Here is a 15,480-nt window from a genome sequence, read left to right as displayed (position 1 = left end):
ATGGACGGCGGCCACACGCTGTTCGAGACCACCATCGGTGCCATCGGCATCGCCTGGGGGCCGCACGGCGTGGTGGCGGTGCAGTTGCCCGAAGCGGATGCCACGCGCACCCGGGCGCGGCTGCTGAAGGGCCTGCCGCCGCTGCCGGAAGACGCGCACCCGCCCGCGCCGGTGCAGGCCGCCATCGAAGGCGTCCAGGCCTTGCTGGCAGGCGCCTCGCGCAGCGATCTGCGCGAGATCGCGCTCGACATGAGCGGACTCACCCCGTTCCAGCGCGAGGTCTATGCCCTGGCCCGCGCGATACCGCCCGGCGAAACGCGCACCTACGGCGAACTGGCGCAGGCCCTGGGCGACGCCGGCCTGGCCCGGGCGGTGGGGCAGGCCATGGGCCACAACCCGTTCGCGCCCATCGTGCCCTGCCACCGCGTGCTCGCCGCAGGCGGGCGCTCGGGTGGTTTTTCGGGCGGCAGCGGCGTGCCGACCAAGCTGCGCATGCTGCAGATCGAGCGTGCCCGCATCGGCAACGAGCCCGGCCTGTTCGACGGAGAGCCGCCGTGATCACCGCCACCGAGCTGCAGACCGGCCCGGTGCGCGTGGTGGACTACCGCTGCGGCACAGGCCCGGCCGAGCGGCCGTTCACCGAGGTGCACCGGGGCCATTCGGTGTCCTATGTGCGCAAGGGCACCTTCGGTTACCGGGTGGGGCGCGATGCCTACGAGCTGGTGGCCGGCTCGGTGCTGGTGGGCCACCCGGGCGACGAGTTCATGTGCACACACGACCACGCGGTCTGCGGCGACGAGTGCCTGGCCTTCCACCTCTCGCCCGGTTTTGTCGAGCTGGTCGGCGGCGACCAACGCACCTGGCGCACCGGTGGCCTGCCGCCGCTGCCCGAGCTGATGGTGCTGGGCGAACTCGCGCAGGCCGTGGCCAGCGGCCAGGGCGATGCCGGCCTGGACGAGGTGGGCCTGTGGTTCGCGTCGCGCTTCGTGGAGGTGGTGAGCGGCCGCGAGCTCGCGCCCACGCCGGTGGCCGGACGCGACCGGCGCCGCGCGGTCGAGGCCGCGGCGTGGATCGCGGCCCATTCGAGCGAGGCGGTCGATCTGGACCGGGCTGCGGGCGAAGCGGCCCTGAGCCCGTTCCATTTCCTGCGGGTGTTCTCGCGGGTGCTCGGCGTCACGCCGCACCAGTACCTCGTGCGTACGCGCCTGCGGCACGCGGCCCGGCTGCTGGCCGAGGACGATCGCCCGGTGACCGAGGTGGCGCTGGAGGTGGGCTTCGCCGACCTCAGCAATTTCGTGCGCAGCTTCCACCGCGCGGCCGGCCTGTCCCCGCGCGGCTTCCGGCGCGCCGCCCGCAACGGCCCCTCGAAAGACCGCAAGATTCTCCAAGACCGACTGGCGACCCTGCTCGAAGATGAACGCCTCATCCACCCATCGAGCAGGAAACCTTCGCCATGTACGACCACCTCGGACTGAAAGTCAACGACCTCGCCAAGAGCACCCGCTTCTACGAAGCCGCGCTCGCGCCGCTCGGCCACGTGCTGGGCTCCCACGACGACAGTTATGCCGGCCTGGGGCCGAAAGACGCCCCCGCGCTGTGGCTCTACGCGGCACCGGGCCACCAGGGCCCGGGCACCCACGTCGCGTTTCGCGCCCCCGACCACCGGGCGGTGGACGCCTTCTACAAAGCGGGCCTGAAGGCCGGCGCGCGCGACAACGGCGGCCCCGGCGCGCGACCCGACTACAGCGCCACCTACTACGCGGCCTTCCTGATCGACCCCGACGGCAACAACGTCGAGGCCGTCTGCCCGTGAGGGTTCAGGCCGGGGCCTGCGCGTCCTGGCCCTCGGCCTGCTGCCTCTTCACCTGGTTGCCCAGCACCAGCTGGCGGCCAGCGAACAGGCCGCCGGCGGCTTCGAGGGCCATGCGCTCGGCGTCGCGCCGGCGCAGGTGTTCCATCACCTCATCGGCTTCCTCCTCGGCGGCACCGAGGGTGAGCACGGCCTGGCGGCCCATGGCCATGGCCGACTCGAAAGTCTCGCGCACCAGGTAGCTCACGTCGGCCTTGCGCAGTTCGAGCACGTGTTCGCGGTCGAACGCGCGCACCAGCAGCTCGGCGTGCGGGAACTCGGTCTTGGCCAGCTCGGCGATGCGCGTGGCGGCTTCCTTGTTGTCCAGGCAGACCAGGATGGCCTGCGCGGCGTGGGCGCCGGCCGCGTGCAGCACGTCGGCTCGGCAGCCGTCGCCGTAGTAGACCTTGAAGCCGTAGGCCTCGGCGTCGCGGATCATCTGCACGTTGTTGTCGATGATGGTGATGCTCGCGCCCCGGGCGATCATGCCCTGGCTGGCGATCTGGCCGAAACGGCCGAAACCGATCACCAGCACGCTCGCGGCCCGGTCGGCCACGGTCTCGATGCCGTCCATGGACACGTCAGCGTCCTTGGCCGCGAAGCGCCGGTGCACCAGCACCACCAGGGGGGTGAGCGCCATGGACAGGACCACGATGGCGGTCATGTTGGCATTGACCACCGGGTCGATCACCTTGGCGCCCAGCGCGGCGGCGAACAGCACGAAGGCGAATTCGCCGCCCTGCGCCATGAGCACGGCGCGGTCCAGCGCGTCGGCGTGCGAGCTGCGGGCGAAGCGCGCCACGCCGTAGATGCACAGGGCCTTGACCAGCATCATCGCCACCACGCCGGCCACGATGATGGGCCAATTGCTCGCCACGGCCGCCAGGTCCAGCGACATGCCCACGCTCAGGAAGAACAGGCCCAGCAGCAGGCCCCGGAAGGGCTCGATGTCGGCCTCCAGCTGGTGGCGGAAGGTGGATTCGGACAGCAGCACGCCGGCCAGGAAGGCGCCCATGGCCATGGACAGGCCACCGACCTGCATCAGCAAGGCTGCGCCCAGCACCACCAGCAGGGCGGCCGCGGTCATCACCTCGCGCGCCTTGGCGTTCGCCAGGATGCGGAAGAGGGGGTTGAGCAGCCACACGCCCGCGGCCACCAGCGCCACCAGCGAGCCCAGGCCCAGGCCGATCGCGCCCCAGCGCGACGAGGTGGCGGCCACCGGCCCGCCGATGTCGGGCGGCGCCATGAAGGCCACCACCGCCAGCAGCGGCACGATCAGCAGGTCTTCGAACAGCAGGATGGCGACGATCTTCTGCCCACGCGGCTGGGCCATGTCGCCGCGCTCTCCCAGCAGCTGCATCACCACGGCGGTGGAGGTCAGCACGAAGCCCATGGCGCTCACGAAGGACACGCCCAGCGGGAAACCGAAGGCCAGGCCGACACCGGTGAGCAGGAAGCCGCACACCACCACCTGCAGGCTGCCCAGACCGAAGATGGCCTTGCGCAGGCTCCAGAGATGCGAGGGCTGCATCTCCAGGCCGATCACGAAGAGGTACATCACCACCCCGAGCTCGGCCGTGTGCAGGATGGTGGCCGGGTCGCTGATCAGGCCCATGCCGAACGGCCCGATGGCCAGGCCCGCGGCCAGGTAACCCAGCACCGAGCCCAGGCCGATGCGTTTGAACAGGGGCACGGCGACCACCGCTGCGCCCAGCAGGGTCACGACTTTGAGCAGGTCGCCTGCGCTGCCTTCAACGGCCATGGTGGGGTTCTCCGGGGGAAAGTAGGGGGTGGGAGGCGAAATTGTGACCTACCCGGACCGCCCTTACACCAGAACGGCCCAACCGTGCCCCGGCAAAGCCTTCGCGCCCTGGCGACAATAAGGGATGTTCTTCACCCGTTATCTCAAGATGGCCCTGATTCTGGGCCTGCTCTCCGCCATCGGCCCTTTCGCCATCGACATGTACCTGCCCGCGCTGCCCGACATTGGCCGCAGCCTGGGCGCCGAGGTCGGTGCGGTGCAGTTCAGCCTGACCGCGTTTTTCCTGTCCCTGGGTGTGGGCCAGCTGCTCTACGGCCCGGTGTCCGACATGGTGGGCCGCAAGCCGCCGCTGTACTTCGGCCTGGGCCTGTTCACCCTGGCGAGCATCGGCTGCGCACTGGCCACCGACATCCAGACGCTGGTGGCGCTGCGTTTCCTGCAAGGCCTGGGCGCGGCCGCCGGCATGGCGATCCCGCGCGCGGTGGTGCGCGACCTGCACACCGGCGCCGATGCCGCGCGCCTGATGTCGCTGCTGATGCTGGTGTTCAGCGTCTCGCCCATCCTGGCCCCGCTGGCGGGCAGCGGCGTGATCGCGCTGACCGGCTGGCGCGGCGTGTTCTGGGCCGTGGCCCTGGCTTCCGTGGCCGGGCTGGCCCTGGTCTACGGCACGCTGCAGGAGACCCGCACCGAAGCCGAGCGCGTGGAAAGCAGCCTGGGCAGCGCCCTGCGTGCCTACGCCTTGCTGCTGCGCGACTGGCATTACCTGGGCCTGGTGGGCATCGGCGCCACGGCCATGGCCGGGTTCTTCGTCTACCTGGCCGGCTCGCCCTTCGTGCTGATCAACCACTACGGCCTCACGCCCACGCAATACAGCCTGGCGTTCTCGCTGAACGCCATCGCCTTCATCGGCGCCTCGCAGTTCACCGGCGTGCTCGGCCAGCGCTTCGGCCTGGTGCGGCTGGTGAAGGTGGCGGCCACGGCCTCGGGCATCACCATGGCGCTGATGCTGGCCTACTACCTCGCGGGCGGCGACCAGCTCCTGGTGCTGATCATTCTGTATTTCATCGCCAGCGCCTTCATGGGCCTGGTCATCCCTACCACCTCGGTGCTCGCGCTGGAGAAACACGGCGCCATCGCCGGCACCGCCTCGGCGCTGCTGGGCACCCTGCAGATGCTGGGTGGCGCGGCGGCCATGGGCATCGTGAGCCTGTTCGCCACCGGCAAGCCCCTGCCCATGGTGGTGGGCATGGCCACGGGCGCGCTGATCGGCGTGGCGCTGACCTGGATCACGCTCTCGGGCGATCCCACGAGGCACCTGGCCGCCGAGGCGCGCGGGTGACGGCGCAGGACGGTCTGCCGTCTCCCCAGCGCGGCAAGGCCGTGCTGGTGATCGTGCTCGGCATCGCCATGTCGGTGATGGACGGCAGCATCGTCAACCTCGCGCTGCCCGGCATCGCGCGCCAGCTCCAGGCCGAGGCCTCGCAGGCGATCTGGGTGGTCAATGTTGGTGCTAGTGTAAAAAATGTCATATTGCAATGGGCACCCGATGGAGGTACCCTACAGCGATGTGCGTTCTCATTCAACAATCCCGCGCGGCGGAAAGACGCTGAAGGCGCCTTATGCTCCGGCGTGAGATCGCCAAGCACCACACGGTCGTTCATACCAAGATCAAGCGGCTGGGCTTCCAGGAAGGGAAGGCTTTCGTCCTGTATCTGCTGGCCGAAGACGGAAGCGCGCCGGCGCCACTCGTGCAGCTCATCGACTACTTCGGCGAACATGGTCGAACCCGTTCAATCTCCTGGCAGAACGAAGTTGCTCGCGCAGTCGGTCTACTGATCGACTTTCTTGTTGCGAACTCGGGATTGTTCAAAGCGCTGTCCGGAAATCGGCGGCCGCAGATCTTCTCGGCCTTCGCGGAAGCGCTGGCTGCGGGGACCATTGATGCGCGGGGGAACGATGCGAGCGAACTCTTCTGGCAACCCAAGAAGCTGAAGCGAGCCAGTCACCTGCTCAACATGGTGACCGCGTTCTCGGATTGGCTCGTCGAGCGGTATGAAACCACTGCGCTGAATCCTTGGAAGTCGGCATCGGTCGCAGAACAGATCGCCTACTGGCGCCGCTTCGACAAGCGCCGCGCCAGCGCACTACTGTCCCATGCCGCGTCTCTCGAAGACGCCGTTGCGCGGTCTCACCTGGCTCGTTCGGTGCGTGTGCTGCGGAAGACCTCGGTCGCCACTGCGCAGCCTGTCAAGTCCTTTCCCGAAGAGCGCATCTGGGACTTGCTGACGCAGGGGCTGGCGAACGCCCCGTCGCGGAAAAAAAGCGCTGTCCACGATGGGCACAGCCTGCGCGACATGATGATCGTCGTGCTGTTGCATGGAGGAGGGTTGCGCGAATCCGAACCCTTTCACCTCTACGTGTCGGATGTCGGCGTCAACGCCGCCGCGCCCCACAGTGCGGTTGTGCGGCTGTATCACCCGGAGCAGGGCAGCGCGCCAGCCGACTACCTCGATCCATTCTCAAGGGCCCGCGTACGCGCCGACCGCGAAGAGTACCTGCGCCTGCGCTGGGGTCTGCAGCCGCGCAACCTGGTTGTCGGTCGATTTCATGCCGGTTGGAAGGATCTGCAGCTTGCCAACGCACGCGAGCAATACGCCTTGGTGCACTGGTTTCCGAGCTATTGGGGCGAGATCTTCCTCAAGCTCTTCAAGCTGTACGTCATGCATTGCCGTTCGAGACACGCGGCCCATCCCTACCTGTTCGTCAGCCACAAGGCGCAGTACGAAGGGGAACCCTACACGGTCGATGCCTTCCGCCAGGCGCACGGCCGCGCGGTGCGCCGCACAGGGCTGGTGCCTTCGGCAGAACTGGGAACCAGTCCTCACGGCCATCGGCATGCTTACGGGCGTCGCCTTGCCGAAAGTGGTGTTCCCAAGTTGGTCATCCAGCGAGCGATGCACCACAAATCGCCCCAATCGCAGGACGTCTATACCGCACCAGACAACGGACAGGTCGAGCAGGTGCTGCGAGCCGCGCAAGGCTTGATCGATGCTTCACCGCCATCCTTGTTGTTCGAGGCGATTCTGAATGAAAGAAGACGATGACTAGAAAAAAGTACTGCGAAGTCGGGAACCTCACGGAAGTCGTGTCGCCCCTCACCGGGAATCGCCTGCGCGTGAACAGGTCAGATTCGATGTTCCAACTGTCCGGGGATGTCTCCGTCGAGCGGGTCCGGACGATTGCCAGCGCACAGGAAGGTCATTGGGAACAGTTCGCCAAGCAACGCCAACCCAGCGGACCATATCGGGAAGCACTGCTGGCGTTCAACACGGTCCAGACCGCGGAGATGTACCGAAGCTGCGTTGACGTGCTCATTCTGCGCATGAGGCATCTCGATGAACAGAGCAAGGAGCGGACAGCCCTGCGGGGCATGAAGGCACGGGGGCTCGATCTGCTGGTGCGACTTTGGGCCGATGGCCTCCTGGGCTGGCCCACGCGTCACCCCATCATGTCGAACTCGAAAATCAACTTCAACGACTTCACATTGCTGGATCACATGGCGTGGTTCTCCGATGTGCGTGATGCTTCCGCCAGCAAGACCGCCTCTGTGAAAGTCCGATGCGCCAGCATAGTCCTGCGCAGCGCGATGACGACCATCGGGGTGCGCGAACTCGGTGATCTGACGCCTGCCTCCATCGACCCCCAGCGGTGGGGAGGGCTCGAAAAATCCTATTTCACGGCGGTCAAGGCTTTGATGACGGCCCAGAAGCTGAGATATGGCGAGGCGATCGTATTCCCCAGCTTTCGGTGGGCGCAGCCACTGGCGCAGGCCAGGCGGGAGCCGTCCCATGGCGCGCAGGATCTTCCGCCTGAACTTGAGGGCTGGGGCACAGCACTGACCTCATGGATCGAGGCCTCCCAGCGCGACTTGCGCCTGCGTCGTGCGGTCGCTGGACACCTCGTAGGCTATGTGAGAACCCTAGATCCGATGCCCATCGATCCCACTGCACACTGTCGGAGGGATCAGGGCGCACGAATATCGTTTCCCGAATGGCTGGACAGTGAACTGAAGCACTTTGCCGAGCGCCATCGGGCCAAGGTCACGAACCTGGCGCGCGACTTCTTCGCTTGGTGGATCGCGACGGTACTGACCATCGAGGATGACTTCGGCCGCCCGATGGTGCATCAGGAGTACTGGAACCCGGTGCCTCGCATGCGCATGGCCGCGCGTGCGGCGCAGACGCACCGCGAAGCGATGCCGACACGGTATATCCGGGAGCTGGTGGCGATCCTGACCGAGGACGACTTTGCGTGGGGCAGGACGGCCCTCACGGACTACTTTGCCTGGTTCAACCTAAGCCAGAACCGATGGGAGCGGCTGTGGTCCCCCGTGCGCGTCATCTGCCTGTTGGTGAAGCTCCACCTCCCCCTTCGCACATTCCAGGTGCGCATGCTCGACTCGGGCGAGTTCGACCACGAGGTGTATCGCAAGGGCGAGTGGACCCGGAACGAGGCAACTGCGCTCACGGGTGGTTCTTTGACAGCTGTGCGGCGCGGCGTGCTTCGAAGGTTCGAGGATCGCAGGGTTGGCCGAACCTTCACCGGCTTCTTCATCAACACGAACAAGACCGCTGACCGCCTCAAGGACCCCGATGCACGTGGCTACGAGATTCCTTGGCAGAACGATGCCGTCATTGCTTACCTGGAAATGCTGCGAGATTGGCAGGAGCGGCACAACATGCAGTCAGCATCCCTTGCCTGGTCGGAAGTCAATGAGCGGGAACTGCTGGCCCAGTATTCGCTGGAGACGCTGCGTCGGCGCGGGGAGGTCTCGTTCCTGTTCCGGGACCCCTGTGGGCCGGACCGCCGATATCCGATCCGGGCCAGCAAGGTCGCCAGCATGTGGAACAGGCTGCTGGATGAACTGGAGCGACGGGTCTATGAGCGAGGTGAACGGCTGCCCGACGGCAGCAAGATCTGCTTCGTCAAGGTCCGGGATGCCACTGGCAGAGCGACCGCTCCGGTCTACGACCTTCATACCCTGCGGGTGTCATTGCTGACGGCATATGCGACCGAGGGCGGCGTGCCCATCGAGATTCTCTCGAAGTGCGTGGCAGGCCATGCGTCTCTGCTCATGACCATCTACTACATCAAGACCGGCCCGGCCTACATGACCGAGCAGCTCGCGCTGGCGCAGGAACGCATTCTCGCGAGCGAGAGGGAGAACCTGAAGCGGTTCATGGTGGATGCGACGCTTGAGCAACTCGAGGATGCCCTGGCGTTCAACGATGGTGCTGGTACCAAGGCAGTGCTCGACACCAGTCCTGGTTCTTGGGTTGTCGGCGACAAGGGTATCTGCCCGGTCGGCGGCAGCCTGTGCGGGATTGGAGGCCCCAAGGCCACCAACATCGGCTCCAGGTCTGACGACCACATGCCCGTGCCGGGGGGGCCCAAGAACTGCGTTCGCTGCCGGTTCTTCATCACAGGTCCGGCATTCCTCGGAGGCCTGGTCGCCCACTTCAACGCAGTCGGTCTGAAACTGACCGAAGCGTCTGCGAGATACCAGGACCACGCTGCGCGCATCAGAGAGATTGAAGACGAGATGTTGGCATGCTCTGGCGATGGGGCATCCAGTGCCACCGTCCAGAGGCTGGACCTCGCGCACGAGCGCCAGGACGCGGTGATGCAGGAGGTCGATGAACTGGCCACGAACTGGCATGCTGCCTACCGGCTCGTCGAGCGCAGCAGGACGCTGGCCGTGCCCCGCCCTGGATCCTCGACGATCAGCCTTGTCCTGGCAGGCTCCCAGCGCGACCTGGAAGTCGCTATTGAGATGACCACCGACTTCGACGTCATCAACGCGGTGTGCCAGGTCGCGCAGGTGTATCCATCGGAAGACGCCACCTTGGCAAACCTGAGGCGATCGCGGCTTCTCGACGCCATGCTCTTGCGCAGCGGCTGCAAGCCGGTGTTCGCGAAGCTGTCGGACGCCGAGGCCCTGGGCGTGGGCAACGAGTTCGTCTCGTTCCTGGTGGCGCGGTTGGGTCGCGTGGAAACCGTCGCTTTGATGGAAGGGCGGCGGATGCTCAGTGGCTCAGGTGTCGTGGATGAAGCGAGCCAGTTCCTGGCCGAACTGACCCGTGCGCCGATTCAGCTCTCAACTATCTTGGACGAGCGGCGCGCGGCGAGTCCCAGGCTGCAAAGCGGGGTGGCTTGATGGCCGCCGACCCAAAACAACTGCTGGGCGAGCTGTGTGCCCAGGCCAGCCCGCGCAAGGTCTGCTCCCTGGAACTGATCTTTGCTCTGTGCGAGGAGCAACATGAGCGGGGCAGCAAGGACTTCTCTGTGGCCACCATTGGGCGTCTGTCCGCAGACCGCGGCGGGCCGACCGCAGCGGCCATCAGAAACAAGACGGGCGAGCCCTATCGGGCGCTGATGAAGACGTATGCGGACAGCGTGGGAGGCCGAAGCCGCAAGGTCGCTGCTGGCCCTCACCGCGACGAGGTGGACGTTGTGTTGGAGGGGATCACCGACCCGGTGGTTCGCACGCGGGTGAACCTGCTGCTGGCGGATTTGCGATCCCTGCGCGCGCAACTGCTTGGCGTACGGCGTCTGGCGAACCAGAACGCGGCCATTGTCATCGGTGGCGCAACGCCGACCGCTACAACCAGCGGTAGCGAGGCTCTTGAGGCTGGAGGACTGCGTCTGACGGCGCTTGAGCAACGTGCGTTGCAGGCCGCTATCTCCGAAAGGACGCTTGCGCATTGGGGTTGGACAATGGACAAGTCCGGCCGGATCACGAGCGAAAGCGGGCAAGTGGTCTTCGGCGCCGGATTCGCCAGCGCCGTCGAGAAAGCCTTGGAACAATGCAAGCGCGCGCCCGAGGATCCGTCATGATGAGGGACTACCGTATGCGTGAGGTGAACCCATGTTGACCGCTGGCAGCTGAGGTACCTGCGTAGGCGCTCAGCAGCGGGATCTTGAACTCTTCCGACAGCAGGTGCCTATGAAGCCTGCTCGAACACCCGAGGCGGACATTCGGGCGTGGCATGCTACGGTCTATGGGTATTCGCAGCAGCTTGAGGGATTGGGCCAAGCGAATCAAACGCGATGGGGTAACGCTTTGGTTCGCAGGCAAGAATCCCCGACCCCCTTGGTATGCCAAGGCCCTTGGGATGTTCGTGGTGGCGTACGCGCTGAGCCCAATAGACCTCATTCCGGACTTCGTTCCAGTGCTGGGCTATGTCGACGATGTTTTGCTTCTGCCGGGCTTGATATGGTTGACCATCCAATTGCTGCCTGCAGACGCCCTCGCTGAACGCCGTGGCCAAGCCGATGAGTGGATGGCATCCAAGGGGCCCGAGCCGACCAGCAAGGTTGGCGCCGCCCTCATCGTGTTGTTTTGGCTGTTGGAGTGCTGGGCCGCTTGGAACTGGTGGACGATCTGGCGGAACGACTGACGCGCTACTCCAACGCTGCTGACCAGCAATGCGGCAGCAATTCCTCGATCTGGCTGGCCTTGGGCGTAGGCAGCCCCGTGCCCACAGGCAGGCGCGGAGCGTTTTGCCGTCACCAGGCTTGAGCATCTGCCCTCCAGTTTCGTTCTTTCGTTCTTGCTGGACTACAAAGCACCCTCAGGTCGACTGTAGTCATCTTTCAGTTGCCTCGATTTCTATTGAGCGTCAAGTGCCCGGCGCTGCCGGCGGAGCATCCTTGTACAGGCGCAGGAACTTGAACATCTTGGGCCAATCGTCTCGCGGCCGAAACACTATTGCGACCTCCCGGTTGCCCAAAGCTGATTCAGTGAGAACCACGTGGTCAGGAACCTGTTTGGCGTTCTCGAACTCCTTGGCATTTGCCTTGCATACAGCCTTGAAGAAGGGCCCGGAGAGCCACGCTTGCGTATCGGGGTCATCCTGAAATTTCAAGTAGCCCGCGAGCGAGGCGTGAGCAACCGCGACCATGGCAAAACCGAGCGGAATATCGTCGCGAACTAGGATGTACATCTTCATACGGTGTCAGGAAAATCTAACTGAGTAAAAGCATTTGGGGGAGCTTGGGCTGCAGATATCATGGACCTACGGAGCAACGCGTCCTGCCTTTTCGTCCTCGACAATGGCGAGCGCAACCAGAATCGAAATCTCATGTGCAGCGTGCATCCATGACCATCCATCAGGCATCTTTGAGGTGTCGGTCTCAACGAGCGCCAAAAGTACCCGCTGCTCCAGGTCATCCTGCGCTGCAGTGATCTTGGCGAGGTCATAGGTGAGGTCTCGAGCAACTCGATGGATCACGATGCAGTCCAGCGCCAACTGTGGGCTGCTGCCGGTTTCGTTGACACCGGCCTAAGCTTCTTGAGCTTGCTCGAACTGTACGGGACTGCGATAGCCGAGCGTCGAATGCCGACGCGTCGGGTTGTAGAAGCACTCGATGTAATCGAACACGTCTGAACGGGCCTGGCTTCGCGTTCGGTAAACCTTCCTGGCCGTGCGCTCGGTCTTGAGCGAGCTGAAGAAGCTCTCCATGGCCGAGTTGTCCCAGACCTCGCCGGCCCGACTCATGCTGCAAGCGGTGCGCCGAGTCGGTGGTCACCACGAACGGCCTTCTATACACCGGTCGCAGGCCCTGGCGCCGCAGGCTCTTTCGCACTCGCTCGGCGCTGACGACCTCGCCGTGCTGGCGCAGCTTGTGAACGATTCGAGGGCGGCCATAGCTTTGACGGCTGGCGTCGTGGATGGCGGCCACCTTGGCGTCCAGAGCCTGGTTGGCCAGTGTGCTCGGACTGGGCGGGCGCACGCGCCATTGGCAGTAGCCGCTGCGAGACACCTGCAGCACGCGGCACAGCCGGCTGACGGTGTACTGGTCGCGATGCTCGTCGATCCGTAAGCGTCCGGCAATCCCATCTTGAGATAGACCCAGTGTCGAGGCATCGTGTGCACGATGAACATCACGCACACTATGGCGAACGACACGATCGCCCAGCGCCCCAAGCGGCACTACTACTCCCCAGAACTTAAAGGCCAGATCGTGGCCGAATGCCAGGTCTCCGGCGCGTCAGTGGCCGGCGTAGCGCTTGCACACGGAATCAACGCCAACATCGTTCATCGCTGGATGCGCGAGCAAGCAGACTCCCTGTTGCCAGCGCCCCGGAATGAGTTCGTTGCGCTGAATCTGCCTCCACCAGTTGAACAGCTCCCAGCAACCGAGACCAGCTCGCCGCCCGTGTCGCGTGCGATTCGCGTTGATGTTCGGCGCAGCGCCAGCGTAGTCACCGTGAACTGGCCCCTGGAAGATGCAGCGTCATGTGCAGCGTGGCTGCGCGACTGGCTCCGATGATCCGCATTGATGCGCTGTGGCTCTCCACCGAGCCGCTGGACATGCGAGCAGGCACCGAGACGGCGCTCGCCCGGGTAGTGGCTGTCTTTGGCGCAGCGCGCCCACACCACGCCTATCTGTTCGCCAATCGACGAGCCAACCGCATGAAGGTGCTGGTGCACGACGGCATCGGTGTCTGGCTGGCGGCCCGGCGCCTGAATAGCGGCAAGTTCGTCTGGCCGCGCGATGCCGCCACCACCGCCACACTCAGCCGAACGCAGTTCGATGCGCTCGTGCTGGGCCTGCCCTGGAAGAACGTCGGCGAGGCTGGAGTCATCACTGTACTTTGAGTGCTCCGGTCGTTGGCCAGGCAATCAGCGCTTGCACCGATGCGCGAATGTGATGTTAGCCGCATCATCTTCTCCCGTGATCACCGCAGACCACCTTGACACCCTGGAGCCGCAGCAGATGCGAGCGGCCCTGCTGTCGTTGATGGGTGAGCTGGCCGAGCGAGACGGCGTGATCGCACGCCAGGGCCAAGAGGCGGTCTTCAAGCAGGCGCAGATCGACAAGCTCACGCACGAGAACGCACTGCTCAAGCGCATGAAGTTCGCCGCACAGTCGGAGCGCTTCAGCGCCGAGCAGAAGAGCCTGCTCGATGAATCGCTGGATGAGGACCTGCAGGCGGTGGCCGATGAGATCGAGCAGGCCACGCCGCCAGTGGCAGGCCGCCAAGACAAGCAAGTCCCCAAACGCGCACCCCTGCCGGCCAACCTGTCGCGGCGCGAGATCCGCCACGAGCCCGAGTCCACCACCTGCGCCTGCGGTTGCCAGATGAAGCGCATCGGCGAGGACGTGGCCGAGAAGCTGGACTACGCGCCCGGCGTGTTCACGGTGGAGCGCCACATCCGGGGCAAGTGGGCCTGTGCCCAGTGCGAGACGATTCACCAGGTGCCTGTCGATCCTCACATCATCGACAAAGGCATCCCTACCACTGGGCTACTGGCGCAAGTGCTGGTGGCCAAGTACGCCGACCACCTGCCGCTGTACCGCCAGGAAGCGATCTTCGGCCGCGCCGGCCTAGCCATCCCCCGCTCCACGCTGGCGCAATGGGTGGGCTCGTGTGGCGTGCAGTTGCAGCCACTGGTTGACGCCATGAGGACAGAGCTGCTGCAGCGCCGCGTGCTGCATGCCGACGAGACGCCGGTGTCCATGCTCAAGCCGGGCAACGGCAAGGCGCACCGGGCGTACCTATGGGCCTATGCCACGGGCGCCTTCGAGAACATCAAGGCGGTCGTCTACGACTTCTGCGAATCGCGCTCGGGCGAACACGCCCGGCGCTTCCTGGGCGACTGGAGAGGCAGCCTCACCTGTGACGACTTCAGCGGCTACAAGGCCTTGATCGCAAGTGGTGTGACCGAGGTCGGCTGCCTGGCGCACGCGCGGCGCAAGTTCTTCGATTTGCACGCGGCGAACCAAAGCCAGATCGCCGTGGTCGCGCTGCAGCAGTTCGCGCGGGTCTACGAGATCGAGCGTGAGGTCAAGGAGATTGCGACCGATCAGCGCCAAACCATCCGGCAACAACAAACGAAGCCGCTGCTTGATGCCTTGCACCAGTGGATGGTGCTGCAACGCCAGAAGGTGCCGGAAGGCTCGGCAAGCGCCAAAGCGCTGGACTACAGCTTGCGGCGCTGGGAGGCTTTGACCCGGTTCGTCGATGACGGACAGCTGCCCGTGGACAACAACTGGATCGAGAACCAGATTCGGCCGATTGCCATTGGCCGCAACAACTGGCTCTTTGCGGGCAGCCTACGAGCTGGTCAGAGGGCAGCAGCCGTCATGACGCTCATCCAGTCAGCACGACTCAATGGGCATGATCCCTATGCGTATCTCAAGGACGTTTTGGCTCGCTTGCCGACGCAACGGGTTAGCCTGGTTCACGAGTTGCTACCGCATCGTTGGTTCGCACCGAGCTGAATGTCGTTATTTGAGGCTCCGCTCAGCGAACGGTTGGCCAGCTTGCCCCAGTGGCGCTGCGCAGCGATTCAAGTGCACCGCAATCGCCAACGCATACCCCTCCCGCACAGGTACTGCGGATGGCACGCAGTTGCTTGCGCAGCGCCTGCAACTCGGCGATTCGCTGCTCTACCAAGCGCATTTGATCGTCTAGCAAGGCATTGACCTCGTCGCAGGACATGGCGGGGTCGTCCTGCAACTGCAGCAGAGCCCGGATATCGTCGTGCGACATGTCCAGCGAGCGGCACCGAACGATGAAGGCCAACCTGTCGACATGCTGTTGGCCATATTGCCGATAGTTGTTGGCGGCCCGCAGGGGCGCCTGCAGAAGGCCCTCTGCTTCATAAAAGCGCACCGCGGGAACGGAGCACCCTGCCAATGACGATAGTTCACCGATTTTCATATTTGCCTACCTACCGCTTGACTCTACAGCTACTTGAGGGTTTCTAATACGGGACATGAGTACATGTCAAAGCAGTAGCTGGGGTCTCCTCGTTTTCAGTGCAATAAGTGACGGTACGAAAAGCTAGCACTGGCG

At 64.8% G+C, this 15,480-nt stretch carries 15 protein-coding genes and 3 pseudogenes; 12 read left to right on the top strand and 6 right to left on the bottom strand.

Going from position 1 to position 15,480, the window contains the following annotated elements; all coding sequences use genetic code 11:
* Genes ACODTB_RS15175 through ACODTB_RS15165 form a run of 3 tightly spaced genes read left to right on the top strand, consistent with a single transcriptional unit; the run spans nt 1 to nt 1,813 of the window.
* Complete coding sequence (locus ACODTB_RS15175) at nt 1-558, top strand: methylated-DNA--[protein]-cysteine S-methyltransferase (RefSeq protein ID WP_291119455.1); 558 nt, start codon at nt 1-3, stop codon at nt 556-558.
* A complete protein-coding gene (locus ACODTB_RS15170) occupies nt 555-1,475 on the top strand; it encodes a helix-turn-helix domain-containing protein (protein WP_291119458.1) in 921 nt (306 codons plus the stop codon). Before ACODTB_RS15175 ends, ACODTB_RS15170 begins: the two co-directional genes overlap by 4 nt.
* Nucleotides 1,454-1,813 carry a VOC family protein gene (locus ACODTB_RS15165; protein WP_291119461.1) on the top strand — a complete coding sequence of 120 codons (360 nt, stop codon included), beginning with the start codon at nt 1,454-1,456 and terminating at the stop codon, nt 1,811-1,813. The genes ACODTB_RS15170 and ACODTB_RS15165 overlap by 22 nt, the downstream gene beginning before the upstream one ends.
* A gap of 4 nt (nt 1,814-1,817) precedes the next feature.
* On the opposite strand, the gene ACODTB_RS15160 is transcribed toward ACODTB_RS15165, so the two are convergent.
* Entirely contained in the window at nt 1,818-3,611 is a 1,794-nt protein-coding gene (locus ACODTB_RS15160) for a monovalent cation:proton antiporter-2 (CPA2) family protein (RefSeq protein WP_488929454.1), read from the bottom strand.
* A 124-nt stretch (nt 3,612-3,735) separates the two neighbouring features.
* Here ACODTB_RS15160 and ACODTB_RS15155 point away from each other — a divergent pair, with 124 nt between their 5' ends.
* From ACODTB_RS15155 to ACODTB_RS15130, 6 genes and pseudogenes are all read left to right on the top strand, one after another.
* Complete coding sequence (locus tag ACODTB_RS15155; RefSeq protein ID WP_291119466.1) at nt 3,736-4,950, top strand: multidrug effflux MFS transporter; 1,215 nt, start codon at nt 3,736-3,738, stop codon at nt 4,948-4,950.
* Nucleotides 4,947-5,114: pseudogene (locus ACODTB_RS15150) on the top strand (MFS transporter); the annotation flags it as partial. The gene ACODTB_RS15155 and the pseudogene ACODTB_RS15150, both read left to right, overlap by 4 nt.
* A gap of 116 nt (nt 5,115-5,230) precedes the next feature.
* The gene (gmtY, locus tag ACODTB_RS15145) at nt 5,231-6,715 is read left to right on the top strand and encodes a gamma-mobile-trio recombinase GmtY (RefSeq protein ID WP_488929453.1); all 1,485 of its coding nucleotides are present in this window, start codon (nt 5,231-5,233) and stop codon (nt 6,713-6,715) included.
* An 89-nt stretch (nt 6,716-6,804) separates the two neighbouring features.
* Nucleotides 6,805-9,828, top strand: coding sequence for a gamma-mobile-trio integrase GmtZ (gmtZ, locus tag ACODTB_RS15140; RefSeq protein ID WP_488929452.1), 3,024 nt, complete (start codon nt 6,805-6,807; stop codon nt 9,826-9,828).
* Complete coding sequence (gmtX, locus tag ACODTB_RS15135) at nt 9,828-10,508, top strand: gamma-mobile-trio protein GmtX (protein ID WP_488929451.1); 681 nt, start codon at nt 9,828-9,830, stop codon at nt 10,506-10,508. Before gmtZ ends, gmtX begins: the two co-directional genes overlap by 1 nt.
* A 164-nt stretch (nt 10,509-10,672) precedes the next feature.
* Complete coding sequence (locus ACODTB_RS15130) at nt 10,673-11,071, top strand: YkvA family protein (RefSeq protein WP_488929450.1); 399 nt, start codon at nt 10,673-10,675, stop codon at nt 11,069-11,071.
* Between the two features lie 222 nt (nt 11,072-11,293).
* On the opposite strand, the gene ACODTB_RS15125 is transcribed toward ACODTB_RS15130, so the two are convergent.
* From ACODTB_RS15125 to ACODTB_RS15110, 4 genes and pseudogenes are all read right to left on the bottom strand, one after another.
* On the bottom strand, nt 11,294-11,623 hold the full coding sequence (locus tag ACODTB_RS15125) for an aminoacyl-tRNA hydrolase (protein WP_488929449.1): 330 nt from the start codon (nt 11,621-11,623) through the stop codon (nt 11,294-11,296).
* A gap of 66 nt (nt 11,624-11,689) precedes the next feature.
* Nucleotides 11,690-11,905, bottom strand: a complete 216-nt coding sequence (locus tag ACODTB_RS15120) for a hypothetical protein (protein WP_488929472.1) — start codon at nt 11,903-11,905, stop codon at nt 11,690-11,692.
* A 51-nt stretch (nt 11,906-11,956) separates the two neighbouring features.
* Nucleotides 11,957-12,178 (bottom strand): annotated as a pseudogene (locus tag ACODTB_RS15115) (IS3 family transposase); the annotation flags it as partial.
* 88 nt (nt 12,179-12,266) lie between these two features.
* Nucleotides 12,267-12,356 (bottom strand): annotated as a pseudogene (locus ACODTB_RS15110) (hypothetical protein); the annotation flags it as partial.
* A gap of 195 nt (nt 12,357-12,551) precedes the next feature.
* Between ACODTB_RS15110 and tnpA the strand changes: the two are divergent.
* From tnpA to tnpC, 3 genes are all read left to right on the top strand, one after another.
* On the top strand, nt 12,552-12,947 hold the full coding sequence (gene tnpA, locus ACODTB_RS15105) for an IS66-like element accessory protein TnpA (RefSeq protein ID WP_006217728.1): 396 nt from the start codon (nt 12,552-12,554) through the stop codon (nt 12,945-12,947).
* Entirely contained in the window at nt 12,944-13,276 is a 333-nt protein-coding gene (gene tnpB / locus ACODTB_RS15100) for an IS66 family insertion sequence element accessory protein TnpB (protein WP_003121550.1), read from the top strand. The genes tnpA and tnpB overlap by 4 nt, the downstream gene beginning before the upstream one ends.
* A 76-nt stretch (nt 13,277-13,352) precedes the next feature.
* Nucleotides 13,353-14,903 (top strand): IS66 family transposase, encoded by a 1,551-nt coding sequence (gene tnpC / locus ACODTB_RS15095; RefSeq protein WP_151609304.1) that lies wholly within the window; start codon nt 13,353-13,355, stop codon nt 14,901-14,903.
* A gap of 22 nt (nt 14,904-14,925) precedes the next feature.
* On the opposite strand, the gene cadR is transcribed toward tnpC, so the two are convergent.
* Complete coding sequence (gene cadR / locus ACODTB_RS15090) at nt 14,926-15,345, bottom strand: Cd(II)/Pb(II)-responsive transcriptional regulator (protein WP_010791743.1); 420 nt, start codon at nt 15,343-15,345, stop codon at nt 14,926-14,928.
* Between the last annotated feature and the right edge of the window lie 135 nt (nt 15,346-15,480).

The organism is Hydrogenophaga sp. FG152, from assembly GCF_057809615.1.
Note: the sequence above shows the minus strand (reverse complement) of the source record. Positions and strands in the feature narration are given on the sequence as shown.